Here is a 17,211-nt window from a genome sequence, read left to right on the forward strand (position 1 = left end):
ATGCACGCAACGCCGAGGTGTGGCAGATAGAAACCGTGGAATTCGGCCGCGTCGAATTGGCGTTCAGGCCGCAGAGATCGGCGGACAAACGGCGCTCAAAAACATCAACGCCGCAACAAGTGCGGCGTCGAGCTTAGACGGTTCGGAGCCATGGCGCCGATCAGAAAGGGATTTCATCGTCGAGGTCACGGGAGAAATTTCCCCCGCTGCTGCTCGACGAGGAATTCGAACGGCCGAAATCGGAACTGCGATCGTCGGCAACCTGACCGCCGCGGCCCTGTTCGAAGGAGCGTCCGCCACCGGCACCTTCGCCGCGCGAATCCAGCATCTGCAATTCGCCGCGGAATTTCTGCAACACGACTTCCGTCGTATAGCGGTCATTGCCGGTCTGGTCCTGCCATTTGCGCGTCTGGAGCGCGCCTTCCAGATAGACCTTCATGCCCTTCTTCAGGTATTGCTCGGCAACCTTGGCAAGATTGTCGTTGAAGATCACGACGCTGTGCCACTCGGTCTTCTCCTTGCGCTCGCCGGAGTTCTTGTCACGCCAGGTTTCCGAAGTCGCGATGCGGAGGTTGACGACCGGATCCCCCGATCCCAGGCGCCGGACTTCCGGATCAGCGCCGAGATTGCCTACCAGAATGACCTTGTTGACACTGCCTGCCATAGTGAAACTCCACGAATTCGCTTTAAAATTTTTGCCATCATACAGAACGCGGCACAGGAGCGGTCAATTTGATTGCTCTATCCACAAGTCTGATCGGGCAACTGCCGCCAACTGATGTCAGGATCAATGCTCCTGCCAGATTTGTCAGGAGTGTTGGTGCCGTAATTCTCGGCTAAACTCCTCCAATGCACCGATAAAACGAAAATTGCCGCCAAATTGACCGATTGATATTTGTTCTTTATTTGTTCTATCACTTGCTCTAAGAATGTCAACATGACTAAGGTACGAGCCGCCGGACCCGCAGCGCCGGCCTCGTAAAACAGCGAAAACTCACTAAATAGAGGCAATGCGTCGGCGGCCGGCGTCGTTTCCCCTAATCGAAAGCGTGCCCTCCAGAGGCGAACCATGAGCGACCAGAAATTCATATCCATCCGCGGTGCCCGCGAGCACAATCTGAAGAACATTGATCTCGACCTGCCGCGCGACAAGCTGATCGTCATGACCGGCCTGTCCGGATCGGGCAAGTCATCGCTCGCGTTCGACACGATCTACGCCGAAGGGCAGCGGCGCTACGTCGAGAGTCTCTCGGCCTATGCGCGCCAGTTCCTCGAGATGATGCAGAAGCCGGATGTCGACCAGATCGACGGGCTTTCGCCCGCCATATCGATCGAGCAGAAGACGACCAGCCGCAACCCGCGCTCCACGGTCGGCACGGTCACCGAGATATATGATTATCTCCGCCTGCTGTTCGCGCGCGTCGGCATTCCCTATTCCCCGGCCACGGGCAAGCCTATCGAAAGCCAGACGGTCAGCCAGATGGTCGACCGGGTGCTCGAGCAGGAAGAAGGCACGCGCCTTTTCATTCTCGCGCCGATCGTGCGCGGCAGAAAAGGCGAATATCGCAAGGAACTTGCCGATCTGCAGAAGCGCGGCTTCCAGCGCGTCAAGGTTGATGGCACGTTCTACGAGATGGCCGATGTTCCGGCGCTTGACAAGAAGTACAAGCACGACATCGACGTGGTCGTCGACCGGATCGTGGTGCGCCCGGACATTTCCGCCCGTCTTGCCGACAGTCTCGAGACATGTCTGAAGCTTGCCGACGGGATCGCGGTCGCGGAATTTGCCGACAAGCCGCTGCCGGCCGAAGAAACATCGAGCGATTCCGCCAACAAATCCAAGAACGAGACGCATGAGCGCCTGATGTTCTCGGAGAAATTCGCCTGCCCGGTCTCCGGCTTTACCATTTCCGAGATCGAGCCGCGGCTGTTTTCGTTCAACAATCCCTTTGGCGCCTGCCCCACCTGCGATGGCCTTGGCACGCAGAAGGCAATCGATCCGACAATGATCGTGCCGGATGAGAGCCTGACGCTGAAGAATGGCGCGATTGCACCTTGGGCGCGCTCTACCTCGCCCTATTACAGCCAGACATTGCAGGCTTTGGGTGATGTCTATGATTTCAAGCTCAGCGATCGCTGGAACGATCTCGGCGAAGAAGCGCGCAATGTCATCCTCTACGGTACCGGAAGCCGCGAAATCCAGTTCGCCTATGATGATGGTTTGCGTTCCTACCGCACGACGAAATCCTTCGAGGGCGTCATTCCCAATCTGGAAAGGCGCTGGAAGGAAACGGATTCGGCATGGTCGAGGGAAGAGATCGAGCGGTTCATGTCCGGAACGCCCTGCCCGGCCTGCAAGGGTTACAGGCTGAAGCCGGAGGCGCTGGCGGTGAAGATCGGCGGCCTGCATATCGGCGAGATCACCGAGAAATCCATTCGCCATGCCGATGCGTGGTTCCGCGACATCGACCAGAGCTTCAACGACAAGCAAAGGGAGATCGCGGCGCGCATCCTGAAGGAAATCCGGGAGCGGCTGCGCTTCCTGAACGATGTCGGCCTCGACTATCTGGCGCTGTCGCGCAATTCCGGCACGTTGTCGGGCGGCGAGAGCCAGCGCATCCGGCTTGCATCGCAGATCGGCTCGGGCCTTACCGGCGTACTCTATGTGCTTGATGAACCATCGATCGGCCTGCACCAGCGTGACAATGAGCAATTGTTGAAGACGCTGCGCCACCTGCGTGACCTTGGCAACACGGTCATTGTGGTGGAGCATGACGAGGATGCGATCCTCACCGCGGATTATGTGGTCGATATCGGTCCCGCCGCCGGCATTCATGGCGGCGAGATCATTGCCCAGGGCACGCCTGGGGACGTGATGGCCCATCCGAAGTCGTTGACGGGTAAGTACCTTTCCGGCGAAATCGAGGTGGCGGTGCCGGCGCAGCGGCGAAAGATCGACAAGAAGCGCATCAAGGTCGTCGGCGCGCGCGGCAATAATCTGAAGAACGTCTCGGCGGAAATCCCGCTTGGCACATTCACGGCGGTAACGGGTGTCTCGGGCGGCGGCAAATCGACCTTTCTCATCGAGACCCTGTTCAAGTCCGCCTCCCGCCGCATCATGGGCTCGCGCGAGCACCCGGCCGAACATGACCGGATCGACGGGCTCGAATTCCTCGACAAGGTCATCGATATCGATCAATCGCCGATCGGACGGACTCCGCGCTCCAACCCCGCCACCTATACGGGGGCATTCACGCCGATCCGCGACTGGTTCGCGGGCCTGCCCGAAGCCAAGGCGCGTGGCTATCAGCCGGGACGGTTCTCGTTCAACGTCAAGGGCGGGCGCTGCGAGGCTTGCCAGGGCGATGGCGTGATCAAGATCGAAATGCACTTCCTGCCCGACGTCTATGTGACCTGCGACGTCTGCCACGGCAAACGCTACAATCGCGAAACGCTGGAAGTCTTGTTCAAAGGCAAGTCGATAGCCGATGTTCTTGATATGACGGTTGAGGAAGGCGCGGAGTTTTTCTCTGCCGTGCCTGCCGTGCGCGACAAGCTGCAGACGTTGGCAAAGGTCGGTCTCGGCTATATCCATATCGGCCAGCAGGCAAATACGCTTTCCGGCGGCGAAGCGCAGCGTATCAAGCTTGCCAAGGAATTGTCGCGCAAGGCGACCGGGCGGACGCTCTATATTCTCGACGAACCGACGACCGGGCTCCATTTTCACGATGTCGCCAAATTGCTGGAGGTCCTGCACGAGCTCGTGGACCAGGGCAATACGGTCGTGGTGATCGAGCACAATCTCGAAGTGATAAAGACCGCTGACTGGGTCATCGATCTTGGCCCGGAGGGTGGTGACGGCGGCGGTGAGATCGTCGCGGTCGGGCGTCCCGAAGATATTGTCGAGGTCGAGCGGTCCTATACCGGTCAGTTCCTGAAGGAATTGCTGCGGCGCCGGCCGGGCCATCGCTCGCAGGCCGCTGCCGAATAGACTTTTTTCCGGGGAGGAGATCATGGCGAGGGGAAGCATAAGGACCGGCATTGGCGGCTGGACGTTCGAGCCGTGGCGGGGCACCTTCTATCCGGAAGGACTGTCCAAGGCGAAAGAGCTGGCCTATGCCGGCCAGCACCTGCAGACCATCGAGATCAACAGCACCTATTATGGGACGCAAAAGCCCGCCACCTTCGCAAAATGGGCGAGCGATGTGCCGAATGGCTTCGTTTTCTCCGTCAAAGGCAATCGTTTCGTCACCAATCGCCGCGTTTTGGCGGAAGCCGGCGAGTCGCTCGATCGCTTCATAAAATCCGGGATATCGGAGTTGGGTGACCGGCTTGGACCGCTTGTCTGGCAATTCGCGCCGACGAAGAAATTCGATGCCGAAGATTTCGGCGCGTTCCTGGACCTGCTGCCAGATAAGGAGGCTGGAATTCCCCTGCGCCATGCGGTGGAAGTCCGTCATCCGTCATTCATCGATCCGGCTTTTGTTGCGCTCGCCCGCAGCAGGAATATCGCCATCGTCTATGCCGAACATTTCGATTATCCCGAAATAGCCGATATCACGTCGGATTTCGTCTATGCGCGTCTGCAGAAGGGCGTTGACGACATACCGACGGCCTATTCCAGCGATGCACTCGACCAATGGGCGCGCCGTGCGAAAGAATGGGCCGAGGGCGATGCGCCCGAAGACCTGCCACTGGCGGCGCCGGACGATGCGGCGAAAAAGGTCGCGCGGGACGTATTCGTTTACTTCATCCACGAGGGCAAGGTTCGGGCACCGCAGGCGGCACAGGCACTGGCGGAACGCGTCCGCGATTAATTCCGCCTATTTATTGGGCGTGTCGCCTATAAAATAATCATCATTTGATCGACCGTGTGGCCGTTCGCCGCGTGAACGGCCGCAACACAGGCATTTTTCTAGGCAATTGGTCGAATTTAGAAAAAAGATGCCGCGAGGGGTCGATTGGCATGCTTCATGCTTTTACCATGGCAAGCGGGCGCAAGGTCCGGGCAGATATTTAGGGAGACCAATCTCTGATGAAGAAGATCGAAGCCATCATCAAGCCGTTCAAGCTGGACGAGGTGAAAGAAGCACTCCAGGAAGTTGGGCTTCAGGGAATAACCGTGACTGAAGCCAAGGGCTTCGGCCGTCAGAAGGGGCACACGGAGCTTTATCGCGGCGCCGAATATGTCGTCGACTTCCTCCCCAAGGTGAAGGTCGAGATCGTACTTGGCGACGAATCCGTCGAGGCGGCTATCGAAGCGATCCGCAAGGCGGCACAGACAGGACGCATCGGCGATGGAAAAATCTTCGTATCGAACATCGAGGAAGTGGTGCGTATCCGTACCGGCGAGTCGGGCATCGACGCCATCTGATCGATGGCTGCACCAGGCGTGGGCAATAATTCGGCACTAAATAGGGAATAGGAAAAAAAGACATGACGACTGCAAATGACATTCTCAAGCAGATCAAGGACAATGACGTAAAATTCCTCGACCTGCGGTTCACAGACCCCAAGGGCAAGTTGCAGCATGTGACAATGGATGTCGCTGAAGTCGATGAGGACATGTTTGCCGACGGCGTCATGTTCGATGGCTCGTCAATCGCAGGCTGGAAGGCCATCAACGAGTCCGACATGGTGCTGATGCCCGACATGGATACGGTCCACATGGACCCGTTCTTCGCGCAGTCCACCATGGTCATCCTTTGCGATATTCTCGATCCGATTTCGGGCGAATCCTACAATCGCGATCCGCGCGGCACCGCCAAGAAGGCCGAGGCCTACATGAAGGCCGAAGGCATCGGCGATACGATCTTCGTTGGCCCGGAAGCCGAATTCTTCGTATTCGACGACGTGAAGTACAAGGCCGATCCGTACAATACCGGCTTCAAACTCGATTCGACCGAACTGCCGTCCAATGACGATACGGATTACGAGACGGGCAATCTTGGCCATCGCCCGCGGGTGAAGGGGGGCTATTTCCCGGTTCCGCCGGTCGATTCCTGCCAGGACATGCGCTCGGAAATGCTGACGGTCCTGTCGGAAATGGGTGTTCGGGTCGAGAAGCACCATCACGAAGTGGCTGCGGCACAGCACGAACTCGGCATCAAGTTCGACGCCCTGACGCGCAATGCCGACAAGATGCTCATCTACAAATATGTCGTGCATCAGGTGGCGAATGCCTATGGCAAGACGGCAACCTTCATGCCGAAGCCGATTTTCGGCGACAATGGCTCGGGCATGCATGTGCACATGTCGATCTGGAAGGAAGGCAAGCCGACCTTCGCCGGCAATGAATATGCCGGTCTTTCCGAGAACTGCCTGTTCTTCATCGGCGGCATCATCAAGCATGCCAAGGCGATCAATGCCTTCACCAATCCTTCGACCAATTCGTACAAGCGGCTGGTCCCGGGCTATGAAGCTCCGGTTCTGCTCGCCTATTCGGCGCGCAACCGTTCGGCTTCGTGCCGCATTCCGTTCGGTTCTTCGCCGAAGTCGAAGCGCGTCGAAATCCGCTTCCCAGATCCGACGGCCAACCCCTATCTCGGCTTTGCCGCGATGCTGATGGCCGGACTGGACGGTATCAAGAACAAGATCCATCCCGGCCAGCCGATGGACAAGGATCTCTACGACCTGCCGGCGAAGGAGCTCAAGAAGATCCCGACCGTTTGCGGCTCGCTGCGCGAGGCGCTCCAGAGCCTCGACAAGGACCGCGGCTTCCTCAAGGCCGGCGGTGTGTTCGACGACGACCAGATCGACGCCTTCATCGAATTGAAGATGGCGGAAGTGATGCGTTTCGAAATGACGCCGCACCCGGTCGAATACGACATGTACTATTCGGTCTAACAAAAAGAACCCCGGCGTCTGAACAGAGGCCGGGGTTTTCTTTTGTCGCGATATCGAGCCGCTGCCGAACCGGCGGCGGCTTTTCTCTATTCGTGCGATACGGCCTGAAGCATCTTCACCGCCGCAGTCATTTCGAGCTGGCGGTTTGCGCGGCGAGCCATCGCTTCGGCATCCTCGCCCCATTGTTCCGCGGTCCAGTCCTCGTCGAGATGGGCGAGTTTCCATGCTTCTTCGCTCGTCACCTCACCCCTGGCCACAGCCAGCGCCAATATCGCCGATCCTGTGAGCGTGGTCATGGTGTGCAAGGCGGCTATGGCAAACGGGTCCGAGAAAGATGAAAGATGCGCATTGATGGCGCCCAGCGTTTCGCGCGGCTGTTCCACATGCATCACACCTTCCGCCAGGACGAAGCGCGCGCCCAATGTGCGTGCGGCCCAGTCGATAAGCGGGTCCCAAAGCTCGGTCTGGCGCTGGACCAGACGTTCCGGAGCATCGGCGCGGTAGCAAAGCATGTCGGACGAGGCGAAACGCAGAATGTCCTCGAGAACCGCCTGCGGATCGTGGGCAATGCCGTCGATGGCCGTATTGGCGAGGCGCGTCGCCGGCATGCGGGCAGGATCGATTTCCTTTTCCTGGGCCGAGAACTCATCCGCGATCAGCGCGGCTGCCGCATGGGTCGGAAGCGCCAATATCTGGCGCGCCGGAGTCTTCACGCCGCGCCCGTCGAGCTCGACCACATAGGTCCCGTCCCGCTCGGCGACAGCCGCCGTGGTGTAGAAACGCTTCGGCAAGGGCAGTTTCGACGCGATCTGGGCGCGCCGCACCGGATCCTCGTGCGACAACTCCGCCCCGGCATCAATTTTGAACAATTCATCACGCATGTCTTAACCCGCAATCGCAGCTTGTCGTTTATTCGGTATTGCCGTCTTCCTCGTTCAGGCCGAGGAGGTTCCAGGATTGCTCCATATGCGGCGGCAACGGCGCCGTGACATCGATCATACCACCTGAGGGATTCGGTATGCGAATTCTCCGCGCATGCAGATGCAGCCGGTTCTGTATGCCGCCCGGAAACGACCAGTTGGTATCCGCCTCGAAATATTTCGGATCGCCGATGATCGGGCAGCCGATATAGGCGGCATGTACGCGCAATTGGTGCGTGCGGCCGGTATAGGGCTCCATTTCCAGCCAGGTGAGAACCTGGCCGGCGGATTCGATCACACGATAATAGGAAACGGCGTGATCGGCGTCGGGCTCGCCATGTTTGGCCACGCGAACGCGGTCGCCGTCCGGCGTCGGCTCCTTGACCAGCCATGTGGTGATCTTGTCTTCGCGCTGGCGTGGAATGCCCTTCACCAGTGCCCAATAGGTCTTCTTGGTCTCGCGCTCGCGGAAGGCACCGGTCAGCGCCTGAGCTGCGCCCCGCGTTCTTGCGACGACCAGAACACCGGACGTGTCTCGATCCAGACGATGCACCAGACGCGGCTTCTCGCCCTTCTTGTTGCGCCAGGCCTCCAGCATGTCGTCGACATTCCGGGTCACGCCGGACCCGCCCTGCACGGCGAGACCGGCAGGCTTGTTGAAAACCAGCACCTTGGGATCTTCATAGAGCAACATCTGCTGCAGGACGTCGCCATCCTCCCTGCCGCGAATGCTCTTGCCCGTCAGGTGGCCTTCAACCTTCGAATCTACCGGCAGAGGCGGCACGCGCACCACCTGCCCTGCCCGCAACCGTGTATCGGACTTGGCGCGCGAGCCATCGATGCGGATCTGGCCGGACCGCAGCAGCTTCTGGAGATGGCCGAAGCCCAGCCCTGGATAATGGACCTTGAACCAGCGATCCAGGCGCATTTCGGCTTCGCCCGTGTCGACAGTTTTTTGTTCTACAGCCGCCATTGCCATGCCCTTAAATTGCAGATCCGCAGGTCCTGGCGTGACTCGATCGTCAGCTGCCCGGGACACTGCTCTTCATGTGATCGGATGCGCTTAGCACTATGCGACGGTCCTTGCGAGCCATAATCCGAAAAACAACGCGCCAATGCTGAGCAGCACGCTTGCAAATACATAAATCATGACGCTCGACGTTTCGCCCCGCTCCCATAGAACGGCGACGTCCAGAGAGAACGACGAAAAGGTGGTGAAGCCGCCAAGAATGCCCACCGCAAAGAACAGGCGCAATTCGGGCAAGCCGTTGAATTTCCTTGCAAGCAGCTCGATGAACAGCCCCATGAGAAAGCCGCCGGCGACATTCACCGTGAGGGTGCCGAACGGAAAAGAAACGCCGAAAAGCCGGGTCATCAACAGGCCGACACCGTACCGCAATACCGAGCCGATGGCGCCGCCCGTTGCAACCAGTAATAATGCGTTCATTTTACATTCAGCTCGGCTGGTTTAGTTTGCGATCTCAGTAAGTTGACTCATCACGGGACGTTACGCACGGTTGGAAAATGTTCCTACCTCCAGGATGGAACGGCAAGGACTTTAGAGCATTGAATATTGCGGTGCACAAGGGTCTGATGCAGTGTCATTCTAAGCGTATGCGTCTCAAAGCAATCGGAGTGGCAAAGTGTCATTATTAAACATCTATTGGAAATCTCTCCAATATCTCGGCGCTGAGAAGCGTGCGACCGTGTTTATATGCCTCGCCAACATAGCCCTTGCTGCGAGCATGATCATTGAACCGTGGCTTGCCGGCCGGGTTATCCAGGCTATTGCAACCAAAACGGCGATCATCCCCCCGCTTAGCCAGCTGGCTGCCGTCGGCCTGTTCCATATCGGCGCCAATGTGCTCGTTTCGCGTGAGGCCGACAGGCTCGCCCATCGGCGCAAGCTTGCGGTCCTGACGGAATCCTACAATCGCGTCATCAGCATGCCGCTTGCGTGGCATCATCAGCGCGGCACGTCCAATGCGCTGCATACGCTGCTGCGCGCCGTCGAAACGCTTTTCGGCCTCTGGCTCGAATTCATGCGTACGCATCTGGCGACCGCTGTCGGCCTCGTATTGCTGTTCCCGCTGGCCCTCAGCCAGGACTGGCGCCTGACCTCGGTGCTGGTCGTGCTCGGCGTCGTCTACATGATGGTGGTCCGGGTCGTGACGGCGAAGACCAAGGACGGCCAGGCTCAGGTCGAGCGTCACCACATCACGGCGTTCAGCCATGTGAGCGACTCGATGAGCAACATCTCCGTGCTGCAGAGCTACAACCGCGTCGAGGAAGAGACCCGCGCCCTGCAGACCTATGCCAAGCAGCTGCTGGATTCCCAGTATCCGGTCCTGAACTGGTGGGCGCTCGCCAGCGGTATCAACCGCATGGCTTCGACCATCTCGATGATCGTGGTGCTTCTGCTCGGTTCGTATTTCGTCATGCGCGATGAAATGAATGTCGGCCAGGTCGTTGCCTTTACCGGTTTCGCCGGGCTGCTCATCGGCCGTCTCGACCAGTTGAGCGCATTCGTTAACCAGATCTTCGCGGCACGCGCCAAGCTTGAGGACTTCTATGCGATGGAAGACTCCGCTGCCTATGCGGTCGAGCCGAAGTCTGCGCACGACATCGACAATGTCAGTGGCGATGTCGAATTCGAGAATGTGTCGTTCGAGTTCCCGAACTCCACGCAGGGCCTGAAGAATGTTTCGTTCAAGGCCAAGGCAGGCCAGACGATTGCGATCGTTGGGCCGACGGGTGCCGGCAAGACGACGCTGATCAACCTGCTGCAGCGCGTTTACGATCCGAAGGAGGGCCGTATCCTTGTCGACGGCATCGACACGCGCACGATCAGCCGCCGTTCGCTTCGCAACGCCATCGCCACGGTGTTCCAGGATGCGGGCATGTTCAACCGTTCGATCGAGGACAATATCCGCGTCGGACGTCCGAAGGCGAGCGACGAAGACGTGCTTGCCGCGGCCAAGGCCGCCGATGCCAGCGAGTTCATCCTGTCCAAGGATTCCGGCTTCGACACGATCGTCGGCGAGCGTGGTTCGCAGCTTTCCGGTGGCGAGCGCCAGCGCGTTGCCCTTGCCCGTGCGATCCTGAAGGATGCGCCGATCCTGGTGCTCGACGAAGCCACCAGTGCACTCGACGTCGAAACGGAAGCGCGCGTCAAGGCGGCTGTGGACAAGCTGTGCCAGAACCGCACGACCTTCATCATCGCTCACCGTCTGTCGACGGTCCGGGATGCGGATATCGTCCTGTTCATGGATCAGGGTTCGGTGATCGAGTCCGGCAGCTTCGACGAACTGGCACGCAGCAATGGCCGCTTCACGGCACTGCTGAAGGCCGGTGGCCTCAAGCTCGACGATGACACCGCCAATGTCACGCCCTTCCCGCGCAAGACGGAAGCGGCATGAAAGCCAAGATCATGACCTGAAAAAATGGCCGCCCTCGAGGCGGCCATTTTCATTTGCTGCGCTGGTTCAGGGGTGCCAATAGCGCCAGGGCAGATACCAGGCTGTTCGCTCGCCTAGCGTATCCGGCACCGGATCGAGGCCGCTGGTGCCGCCCGGCCCGCACCGCAGGAAACGAAACAGGCCCATCCACCCTCCGCTCCAGAGACCGTGCCGGGCGATGGCCTCATAGGCATATTCGGAACAGGTCGGGATATGGCGGCAGCTATTGCCGACGAAGCCGGATAGGGTCAACTGGTATAGTCGCACCAGCGCGGTACCCGTGACCCGGCCGGGTGTCCGGGACCACGTTCCGGTCCAGTTCCGCGTGTAGCGCCGCGGACCGTTGCTCGAATGATCGGTATCGTCGCACATTGCTTCAGGCGGCTTCGGCCTTCTTCCTGTCGATCTGGTCCAGGCAATCCACAACGGCATCGAAAGTCAGCATCGTGGAATTGTGCCGCGCCTTATAATCGCGTACCGGTTCCAGAAATTTAAGGTCAGCGAAGCGGCCTGACGGCGCTTCGCCATTCTCCTTGAGCATTGCCAGCATCTGGTTGCGCACGGCGCGCAGCTCCTCCGGCGTTGCGCCGATGATATTGCGCGCCATGATCGAAGACGAAGCCTGGCCGAGCGCGCAGGCTTTGACGTCATGGGCGAAATCACTGACGACGCCATCTTCGAGCTTGAGATCGACGGTAACGGTCGAGCCGCAGAGCTTGGAATGGGCGGTCGCGGTGGCATGCGGATCGTCCAGACGTCCAAGCCGCGGGATATTTCCGGCGAAGTCCAGAATGCGCATATTGTAGACGTCGTTGATCATGATCCTGCCAATCCTGACATTGCGTTCATCGCAAACGCGCCATTGTGCGACGTAGCGGCCCTTTGAATTCCATGCTAGCCACCTATATAGTATGGGAAGTGATACGCACAAAGTCTCATGGAACAATTCTGTGAGACAGTGTAGTCACTGGAGCGGGCAGTTTGCCCGTGCCTGTTTCAATACACCGTCCGTTCTCCGGAACGTTTATCGTGTATTGCCGTTTAACTCGTCGCCTCCTCGAAGGCGACTACGGGAGATCGCGATGGATGCGGTAGTCAAGAATTTGCAGTCCGCCTCTGCAAAGCAGAACAACAACCGGCGCCCCACACAGGAAGAAGCAGAACAGGCCGTCAAGACCCTCATTCTCTGGGCCGGAGACAATCCCGACCGCGAGGGGCTGCTCGACACGCCCGAGCGCGTGGCCAAGTCGTTCAAGGAGCTTTTTGCCGGATACAGCCAAAGTGCCGCCGATGTTCTCGGACGTACTTTCGAAGAGATCTCCGGATATGAGGATATGGTCCTGATCCAGGACATTCCCTTCTTTTCCCATTGCGAACATCACATGGTGCCCATCATCGGCAAGGCGCATGTGGCCTATCTCCCCGATGGCGAGAAAGTCGTCGGCCTGTCGAAGATTGCCCGTGTCGTCGATATATTCGCGCACCGCCTTCAGACGCAGGAGAGCATGACGGCACAGATTGCCGGCGCAATCCAGGGGGCGTTGGAGCCACTCGGCGTCGCCGTCATGATCGAGGCCGAACATATGTGCATGGCCATGCGCGGCATACGCAAGCCCGGTTCGCTGACGACGACCACGACATTTACCGGCTCGTTCAAATCCAACATCAACGACCAGGTTCGTTTCATGTCGATGGTGAGAGGCCGGTAAGCAAGCATAATGACCTTTTCCGACGCGACCATCGCCCATAGCCACGACCTCGAAGAAGGAACGGCGTTCACGCCGCGCTTCGACGCGTCGGGACTTATCACTGCGGTGGTGACGGACGCGGTCGATGGCCACCTCCTCATGGTGGCGCATATGAACCAAGAGGCGCTGAATCTCACCCTCTCCACCGGGATTGCACATTATTGGTCGCGGTCGCGGCAGACATTGTGGAAAAAGGGCGAAACATCGGGAAATCTTCAGACAGTCGTCGAACTGCGCACGGATTGCGACCAGGACGCTTTGTGGCTGCGGGTGCGGGTTGCCGGTGACGGTCCTACCTGCCACACCGGCCGGCGGTCGTGTTTCTACCGTACGGTGACGGCAGCCGATGGCTCGCCGCGCCTGATCATGGAGCCCGGAGCCCAGGGATAGGCACGCGATCTTCGGTCGTTTGGCGGGCTAAGTAAATTTATTCACGTGATATTCATCCTTCAGTTACCAATATCACGAGACAGAAAACAGATGACTCGGGAGTATATGCCATGCTCGAATGGGCATCGCGCCGAATGCGATCAGCAGAATCGATCGGGGTCAATAATGGCTCCGATGTGGGGACAGGCACTCCCGAAATACCGCGTGAACGCACCAAGACACCGATCGCCCTGGCCCTCGGCGGCGGCGCGGCGCGAGGCTGGGCCCATATCGGCGTTCTTCGCGCTCTGGACGAGGCTGGCATCGAGATATCGATGATCGCCGGCACTTCGATCGGCGCACTCGTCGGAGGCTGCTATCTCGGCGGCAAGCTCGATCAGCTGGAAGAATTCGCGCGCAGCCTGACAAAGCGGGGCATTTTCAGCCTTCTGGACCTGCGCTTCGGCGGAAATGGCCTTTTTGGCGGCATGAAACTGGATCGACGCCTGCGCGACCACCTTGAAGAACTGGCTATCGAGGACCTGCCCAAGCGTTTCGTTGCGGTTTGCACGGAAATCAATACCGGTCACGAGATCTGGCTGACGCGCGGAAGCCTGATCACGGCGATGCGTGCATCCTATGCCCTGCCCGGCGTGTTCGAGCCCGTCGAGTGCAATGGCCGCACCCTGGTCGATGGCGCACTGGTCAACCCCGTTCCCGTCGCGGTCTGCCGGTCCTATGAACAACCCCTGGTCGTTGCCGTGAACCTTCACTACGATCAGTTCGGACGGGCTGCCGTGATCAAGCACGCTGCGGATGCGCCCGATCCGCGATCCGGCGAGGCCGATGCCGCCTCGCATCGCTCGGCACATGCCAAGCGCCTTGGCATTACCGGCGTCATGATGGAATCCTTCAACATCATCCAGGACCGTATCTCGCGTGCCCGGATGGCCGGCGATCCGCCGGACATCGCATTGCTGCCCAAGGTCGGAGATATTGGACTGGCCGAGTTCCATCGCGCCGACGAGGCGATCCGCAGCGGCTATGACGAGACAATGGCTCGCCTCGGCGAGTTGGAGCGGATGCAGAAACTGGTCTTCTGACGCCGCTCGATCGTACCTTGCAGCTACCGGTTTTCCGCCTAGGCGGTGGCAATATAAGTCCGGATCTCCTCCGACTCGCGCTCGACCTCCTCGATCCGCAGCTTGACGACGTCGCCGATCGAGACGATACCGTGCAAACGCCCGTCCTTCTCCACCGGCATGTGGCGGAAACGGCCGCGCGTCATCGTTTCCATGACCTGGTTGATCGTATGGCTTTCATCGCACACGCTGACCTTCACCGTCATGATCTCCGAGATCGGCTTCCATAGCGCATCAGCACCGTTGGCCGCGATGGCACGCACGACATCGCGCTCGGACAATATCCCCCTGACCGCGTGGCCTTCATCGCAAACCACGACGGCACCGATCTTGTGCCTTGCCAGAAGCGTGACAGCGTCGGCCAGAGAGGTCTCGGGAGATGTGCTGAAGACATCATATCCCTTTCGTTCCAGAATCAGCTTAACGGTCATACGCAATCCCTCCCTTGCAACAAACGTCCTCCCGTCCACCTGCTCGCAGATGAACAGACTTCAGTCATGGTGCGCGTATGTCGCTATTATTGCAACAGGCTTCGCAGTTCTCTCACCGGTGTTTGCCCGGCCTGTCGAACAGGGAAACGCCAAAGAATCCGACGACAAAGCCACCGATATGCGCTTCCCAGGCAATGGAGGATGACGCGTCCGGCCCGTTCCAGAACAGACCCGTAATGATATTGGTGACGAACCAGACGCCGAGGAACGTCAGGACGGTCCTCATCCGGAGCGCAACGCCGATCGGCAGTATTCTCCCTTCAAAGGCCGAGGAATTGCTCGCCCCGGTACGGCGGAAACCGAAGCGTGCCGCCGCGCCCATCATGCCCGAGACAACGCCGGAAGCGCCGACCAGCGGTGCGATGCTGGTCGGATAAACCGCATAATGCGTCAGTGCGGCCGCGATGGAGGTGGCGATCCAGAACAATATGGTCCGCGCTGGCCCTATCCGTGCCGACAGCGGCGAGCCGAAGGCCATAAGCCAGATGAGATTGAGCGCAATATGGGCGAAACTGCCATGGAGCAGCGAATAGGTGATTGGCGTCACCCACGCCAGCGGCGAAGACAGGCCATCATATTCCGTGAAGCGGGCGGGTATGAAGGCGAGATACCAGAGGAAATTGGCGAATTGATCCGCGGTCAGCACATAGGTTTGCGCGAGATATAACAGGACGCATAGGGCGATGATCGCAACGATGGTCCGGGGCACGTTGAAAACCGGTTCTCGGTGGCGGGGGCCGGCAGATCTCAATGGTTCGGACATTTTGCTCCTCAGCGTCGTGTTTTCAAAAGGCTAGCCATTTCTTTGGCCCAAGCCTAGGCAGACCGCCAGCAAAACCTTGGATTTATCAGGGCGGCGTCAAGTCTCGAGGCGCGGGATGCGAAACAACAGGAACAACGAGCTTCCTGCAGGCAATGTCTCGCCACTCCCTTTAACTACCGGATAATGTTGCTTAATGGCGCCTTACTGTTTCGTTTATTTTTTGCTACGCGATTAGATCGGATTTTTCTGCCGTTGTTTCCGGGCGGTCAAACTCTCTCTGTCATAGTCGTCTCAACCGGGGAGACGACGGGAATGAACAAAAAGACTATTTTGCTTGGGGCAGCAACGCTGCTTTGCACGATTACAGCGGCCTTGGCGGAGCCGGGCATGACCACTGGCGATGCGATGAAGACCGGGGCGCGGACGTCGCAGCCGATCGGCCATTATGAGTTCTGCCAGACCAACAAGGCCGAATGCAACGTTCGGTCCCGCGATGACAGGCCTGTCGCGCTGACGCCTCGCCTCTGGCAGACGCTGGTTCAGGTAAATCGCCGCGTGAACGCCGACATAACGCCGGAAACGGATCTCGATATCTGGGGCAAGGCCGAAGTCTGGTCATACCCGACCACGGCCGGCGACTGCGAGGATTATGTTCTCCTGAAGCGCCAATTATTGAACGCGGCGGGAATTCCGCTCGCCAACCTGCTGATCACCGTTGTTCGGCAGATGAATGGTGAGGGCCACGCGGTGCTTACCGTGCGGACCGACCACGGCGACTACATTCTGGACAATCTCGAAACGCGCATCAAGCTGTGGAGCCAGACCAATTACGACTATCTGAAACGTCAATCGACGCACAATTCCGGCGCCTGGGTTGCCGTCAATGACGATCGCCAGGTGCTCGTCGGCAGCATCGGGCAGTAACTCAGTCGGCCACCTTCAGCCCGGCGAGAAATCGCCTGCCGTTCTCGACATAATGGGCAGCAGAGGCACGAAGCTGTTCGATAGCCTTATCATCGAGCTGGCGCACGACCCGCGCGGGCGAGCCGACGATAAGGCTGTTATCGGGAAACTCCTTGCGCTCCGTGACCAGCGCGCCTGCCCCCACCAGCGAGTTTCGGCCGATCCTGGCGCCGTTCAGGACGATGGCGCCTATGCCGATCAGCGAGTTCTCGCCGATCCGGCAACCGTGCAGCATGGCGCGATGTCCAATAGTACAGCCGGCGCCGACCGTCAGCGGGTAGCCCATGTCGGTGTGCATCACCACATGTTCCTGGACATTCGTGTCCTGGCCTATGCTGATCAGCTCATTGTCGCCGCGCAGGATGGCCCCGAACCAGATACCGACATTGCGCCCGAGGGCGACTTTTCCGATCAGGCTCGCATCGGGCGCAATCCAGTTGGAAGCGCGGTCGTCGAAGCGGGGCACATCGTCACCAAGTCCATAGACGGTCATCTCGATCCACCCTGCCTG

19 protein-coding genes are annotated in these 17,211 nt (G+C 59.1%); 9 read left to right on the forward strand and 10 right to left on the reverse strand.

Going from position 1 to position 17,211, the window contains the following annotated elements:
• Positions 1–160: 160 nt before the first annotated feature.
• Together M8997_RS05635 and M8997_RS05640 are read right to left on the reverse strand one after the other, a co-directional pair.
• Positions 161–664 carry a single-stranded DNA-binding protein gene (locus M8997_RS05635; RefSeq protein WP_250018698.1) on the reverse strand — a complete coding sequence of 168 codons (504 nt, stop codon included), beginning with the start codon at positions 662–664 and terminating at the stop codon, positions 161–163.
• 77 nt (positions 665–741) lie between these two features.
• Positions 742–1,095 (reverse strand): hypothetical protein, encoded by a 354-nt coding sequence (locus M8997_RS05640; protein ID WP_250018697.1) that lies wholly within the window; start codon positions 1,093–1,095, stop codon positions 742–744.
• On the opposite strand from M8997_RS05640, the gene uvrA reads away from it, so the two are divergent.
• The 4 genes from uvrA (at position 1,070) to glnA (ending at position 6,846) form a co-directional block, all read left to right on the forward strand.
• Positions 1,070–3,991, forward strand: coding sequence for an excinuclease ABC subunit UvrA (uvrA, locus tag M8997_RS05645; protein WP_250018696.1), 2,922 nt, complete (start codon positions 1,070–1,072; stop codon positions 3,989–3,991). The genes M8997_RS05640 and uvrA overlap by 26 nt on opposite strands.
• A gap of 22 nt (positions 3,992–4,013) precedes the next feature.
• Positions 4,014–4,817 (forward strand): DUF72 domain-containing protein, encoded by an 804-nt coding sequence (locus M8997_RS05650; protein ID WP_256473154.1) that lies wholly within the window; start codon positions 4,014–4,016, stop codon positions 4,815–4,817.
• Positions 4,818–5,035: 218 nt separating this feature from the next.
• A complete protein-coding gene (locus M8997_RS05655; protein WP_008123000.1) occupies positions 5,036–5,374 on the forward strand; it encodes a P-II family nitrogen regulator in 339 nt (112 codons plus the stop codon).
• Between the two features lie 62 nt (positions 5,375–5,436).
• A complete protein-coding gene (glnA, locus tag M8997_RS05660) occupies positions 5,437–6,846 on the forward strand; it encodes a type I glutamate--ammonia ligase (RefSeq protein WP_250018695.1) in 1,410 nt (469 codons plus the stop codon).
• An 86-nt stretch (positions 6,847–6,932) separates the two neighbouring features.
• Here the strand turns inward: glnA and M8997_RS05665 are convergent, their stop codons facing one another.
• The 3 genes from M8997_RS05665 to crcB all read right to left on the reverse strand — a co-directional run bounded on the left by M8997_RS05665 (position 6,933) and on the right by crcB (position 9,213).
• On the reverse strand, positions 6,933–7,727 hold the full coding sequence (locus tag M8997_RS05665; protein WP_250018694.1) for an ATP12 family chaperone protein: 795 nt from the start codon (positions 7,725–7,727) through the stop codon (positions 6,933–6,935).
• Between the two features lie 28 nt (positions 7,728–7,755).
• The gene (locus M8997_RS05670) at positions 7,756–8,739 is read right to left on the reverse strand and encodes an RluA family pseudouridine synthase (protein ID WP_250018693.1); all 984 of its coding nucleotides are present in this window, start codon (positions 8,737–8,739) and stop codon (positions 7,756–7,758) included.
• Between the two features lie 96 nt (positions 8,740–8,835).
• A complete protein-coding gene (gene crcB, locus M8997_RS05675) occupies positions 8,836–9,213 on the reverse strand; it encodes a fluoride efflux transporter CrcB (protein WP_250018692.1) in 378 nt (125 codons plus the stop codon).
• A gap of 196 nt (positions 9,214–9,409) precedes the next feature.
• Here crcB and M8997_RS05680 point away from each other — a divergent pair, with 196 nt between their 5' ends.
• Complete coding sequence (locus M8997_RS05680; protein WP_250018691.1) at positions 9,410–11,185, forward strand: glucan ABC transporter ATP-binding protein/ permease; 1,776 nt, start codon at positions 9,410–9,412, stop codon at positions 11,183–11,185.
• A 66-nt stretch (positions 11,186–11,251) separates the two neighbouring features.
• Here the strand turns inward: M8997_RS05680 and yidD are convergent, their stop codons facing one another.
• Positions 11,252–11,596: a membrane protein insertion efficiency factor YidD gene (yidD, locus tag M8997_RS05685; RefSeq protein ID WP_250018690.1), complete on the reverse strand. Its 345-nt coding sequence runs from the start codon at positions 11,594–11,596 to the stop codon at positions 11,252–11,254.
• A gap of 4 nt (positions 11,597–11,600) precedes the next feature.
• On the reverse strand, positions 11,601–12,044 hold the full coding sequence (locus tag M8997_RS05690) for an iron-sulfur cluster assembly scaffold protein (RefSeq protein ID WP_250018689.1): 444 nt from the start codon (positions 12,042–12,044) through the stop codon (positions 11,601–11,603).
• 262 nt (positions 12,045–12,306) lie between these two features.
• On the opposite strand from M8997_RS05690, the gene folE reads away from it, so the two are divergent.
• From folE to M8997_RS05705, 3 genes are all read left to right on the forward strand, one after another.
• A complete protein-coding gene (folE, locus tag M8997_RS05695) occupies positions 12,307–12,933 on the forward strand; it encodes a GTP cyclohydrolase I FolE (protein WP_250018688.1) in 627 nt (208 codons plus the stop codon).
• Between the two features lie 9 nt (positions 12,934–12,942).
• Positions 12,943–13,362, forward strand: coding sequence for a phosphoribosyl-AMP cyclohydrolase (gene hisI, locus M8997_RS05700; protein WP_250018687.1), 420 nt, complete (start codon positions 12,943–12,945; stop codon positions 13,360–13,362).
• Between the two features lie 110 nt (positions 13,363–13,472).
• Complete coding sequence (locus M8997_RS05705) at positions 13,473–14,444, forward strand: patatin family protein (RefSeq protein WP_250018686.1); 972 nt, start codon at positions 13,473–13,475, stop codon at positions 14,442–14,444.
• 38 nt (positions 14,445–14,482) lie between these two features.
• On the opposite strand, the gene M8997_RS05710 is transcribed toward M8997_RS05705, so the two are convergent.
• Complete coding sequence (locus M8997_RS05710) at positions 14,483–14,914, reverse strand: CBS domain-containing protein (protein ID WP_250018685.1); 432 nt, start codon at positions 14,912–14,914, stop codon at positions 14,483–14,485.
• Positions 14,915–15,026: 112 nt separating this feature from the next.
• Positions 15,027–15,737, reverse strand: a complete 711-nt coding sequence (locus tag M8997_RS05715) for a rhomboid family intramembrane serine protease (RefSeq protein WP_250018684.1) — start codon at positions 15,735–15,737, stop codon at positions 15,027–15,029.
• Between the two features lie 312 nt (positions 15,738–16,049).
• On the opposite strand from M8997_RS05715, the gene M8997_RS05720 reads away from it, so the two are divergent.
• Entirely contained in the window at positions 16,050–16,661 is a 612-nt protein-coding gene (locus M8997_RS05720) for a transglutaminase-like cysteine peptidase (RefSeq protein ID WP_371929494.1), read from the forward strand.
• Between the two features lies 1 nt (position 16,662).
• Here the strand turns inward: M8997_RS05720 and M8997_RS05725 are convergent, their stop codons facing one another.
• Positions 16,663–17,193 (reverse strand): gamma carbonic anhydrase family protein, encoded by a 531-nt coding sequence (locus M8997_RS05725; protein WP_250018683.1) that lies wholly within the window; start codon positions 17,191–17,193, stop codon positions 16,663–16,665.
• Positions 17,194–17,211 lie beyond the last annotated feature (18 nt).

This window comes from Phyllobacterium sp. 21LDTY02-6 (assembly GCF_023554255.2).
GTDB lineage: Bacteria > Pseudomonadota > Alphaproteobacteria > Rhizobiales > Rhizobiaceae > Phyllobacterium.